The organism is Vibrio sp. 2134-1 (genome assembly GCF_033339495.1).
The window spans coordinates 1-2,071 of record NZ_JAWOUS010000069.1; the positions used below are offsets into that span (position 1 = coordinate 1).

At 42.9% G+C, this 2,071-nt stretch carries 3 protein-coding genes; 2 read left to right on the forward strand and 1 reads right to left on the reverse strand.

From position 1 onward, the window contains the following. Positions 1 to 281 (reverse strand): LysE/ArgO family amino acid transporter (locus R7R78_RS23860; protein ID WP_225474345.1); only part of this gene is annotated, 281 nt, incomplete at its 3' end. Between the two features lie 145 nt (positions 282 to 426). On the opposite strand from R7R78_RS23860, the gene R7R78_RS23865 reads away from it, so the two are divergent. Together R7R78_RS23865 and R7R78_RS23870 are read left to right on the forward strand one after the other, a co-directional pair. Next, entirely contained in the window at positions 427 to 1,323 is an 897-nt protein-coding gene (locus R7R78_RS23865) for a LysR family transcriptional regulator ArgP (RefSeq protein ID WP_005482449.1), read from the forward strand. Between the two features lie 223 nt (positions 1,324 to 1,546). Continuing rightward, positions 1,547 to 2,071, forward strand: a 525-nt coding sequence (locus R7R78_RS23870; RefSeq protein ID WP_225474346.1) for an SIMPL domain-containing protein, incomplete at its 3' end; no start/stop codon positions are given.

Consider the following 2,071-nt stretch of genomic DNA (forward strand, 5'->3'; position numbering starts at 1 on the left):
TTGAATGCGCTTTTAAGAGAAAGTAGTCCATAGAAGCTCAGGAAGGCAATACCACCAAGCGTCACCGATGTCAGTAGGACTTCATTTTGAGACAGAATAGCACCACCACCAAAGATACCTAGAGAAATGAAGATCATATCTAGGACGCTACAAATAGTGGCTGTCGTCAGGTGGTGATTGCGCTTTATGCCTTGATTCAAGACATACGCATTTTGTGCTCCGATCGGAATGATCATCGATGCCCCTAAACCAAATCCTTGCAATAAAACCCAAAAGCTCACAATACACCTCAAATAATTAAGAAAACGACAGAGAGGGGAAAGATAATGGCTTTGGTTAAATAAGTATAATTAATGATTTTAATATATTATTAGAGTTACTTATTTAATGGTTTGGTGTTGGTTTTTTTTTGGGGGGAGAAAGTGAATGCGAGGGTTGGATTACAAATGGATAGAAGCCTTGGATGCCGTTGTTTATCAAGGCAGTTTTGAACGAGCTGCTGAGCATCTGTTTGTCTCACAATCTGCCATTTCGCAGCGTATTAAACAGCTCGAAAAGTTCTTGGCGCAACCTGTGTTAATTCGAGAGCAGCCACCCAAGCCAACTCCTATTGGGAAAAAACTATTGGGGCTTTACCGTCGAGTTCGGTTGCTAGAGCACGAAATTTTACCTGAGATAAAAAACGATACTACAACGCGCCCAGTGCAACTGTCTTTGGCTACTAACGCCGACAGTTTGGCAACGTGGTTACTGCCAGCTTTGCAAGACGTCATGAAAACTCGTCAAGTAGAGTTGAAGCTGACGATTTACGGTGAATCACGTTCAATAGAAAAACTGAAAAGTGGTGAGGTCGCAGGGGCGATCAGTTTAGAGTCTCAAGCGATACCAAATTGTCGCGCCGATTACTTAGGACGAATTGATTACGTTTGTGTGGCTAACCCTGAGTTTTATCAGCGTTACTTTTCTGAAGGTGTAAACAATCAGACCTTAGCAAAGGCGCCAGCGGTTTCCTACGATCAGTATGATGACTTACATAAAAAGTTTCTCACGGAGCATTTCAATGTGCGTCCTGATAGCGTGATTCATCACAACATCAGCAGCTCAGAGGCTTTTCTCAAAATGGCGTTAGCTGGAGTGGCATATTGTTTGATCCCTCGTTTGCAAATTACTGATGAGTTAGAGCAAGGCTCGTTAATTGATATTACGCCTGGCTTCCTGATGTCTTATCGTATTTATTGGCACCATTGGCAGTTGGAAACTGGCGTATTGCAGGAGATTTCACAAGCGATTGTCAATTATGCACAGCGTCATTTACCACAGTAGTGATTGAATAGACGACCATTTCTGACGAATATTAAATGACGAATGGTTGAAATTACACCAAAGTTACACAGTCAAAGTTGTGTTAGAAGTGAAGTTAGGAGCTTGGATAATCACCGGAAGTTTCTATTATGAAACCACTTACTCCTACAGCTCGGCGACTTAACAAAGTCGGTGATGCTGATTTGTGGAGACACTTCACTATTGATATGGATGGATTTGTCGAATGAAACTGTATTCGTGTTTGCTGGCTTCAGCTCTTAGTCTTAGCAGTGTTTCAGTCTTGGCTGATGTGCCTGAATTTGCTCACGTAACAACAACGGGTTACGGTGAGGTGGTCGCAACACCAGACATGGCGACCTTTTCTGTAAAAGTGGTGGATACCACCATGACAGCGGAACAAGCAAAACAATCCGTCGATAAAACAGTCGAAGATTTTCTCCAATATCTGTCTGATGCTGGTTTATCAAAGGACAATATCACCAGCTCAAACCTGTATCTTGCGCCTCAGTATCACTACCCTAAATCGGGCAAAGCGGAGTTGGTTGGATACAGAGCATCACGCAGCATCAATGTAACAGTGACAGATTTAGCCGATCTTAACCAGTATTTGGATATGGCGTTGAAAGCTGGCATTAATCAGGTCGACAACATCCAATTGAAAGTGAGCAATCAAGCGGAATACCAACAAAAAGCACGCATGGCTGCGATCAAAGATGCGAGAGAAAAAGCGGCATCGCTTGCATCTGGC

Coding starts and splice junctions, on each gene's coding strand:
- R7R78_RS23865 (WP_005482449.1), top strand. CDS start 427: ATGCGAGGGTTGGATTACAAATGGATAGAAGCCTTGGATGCCGTTGTT.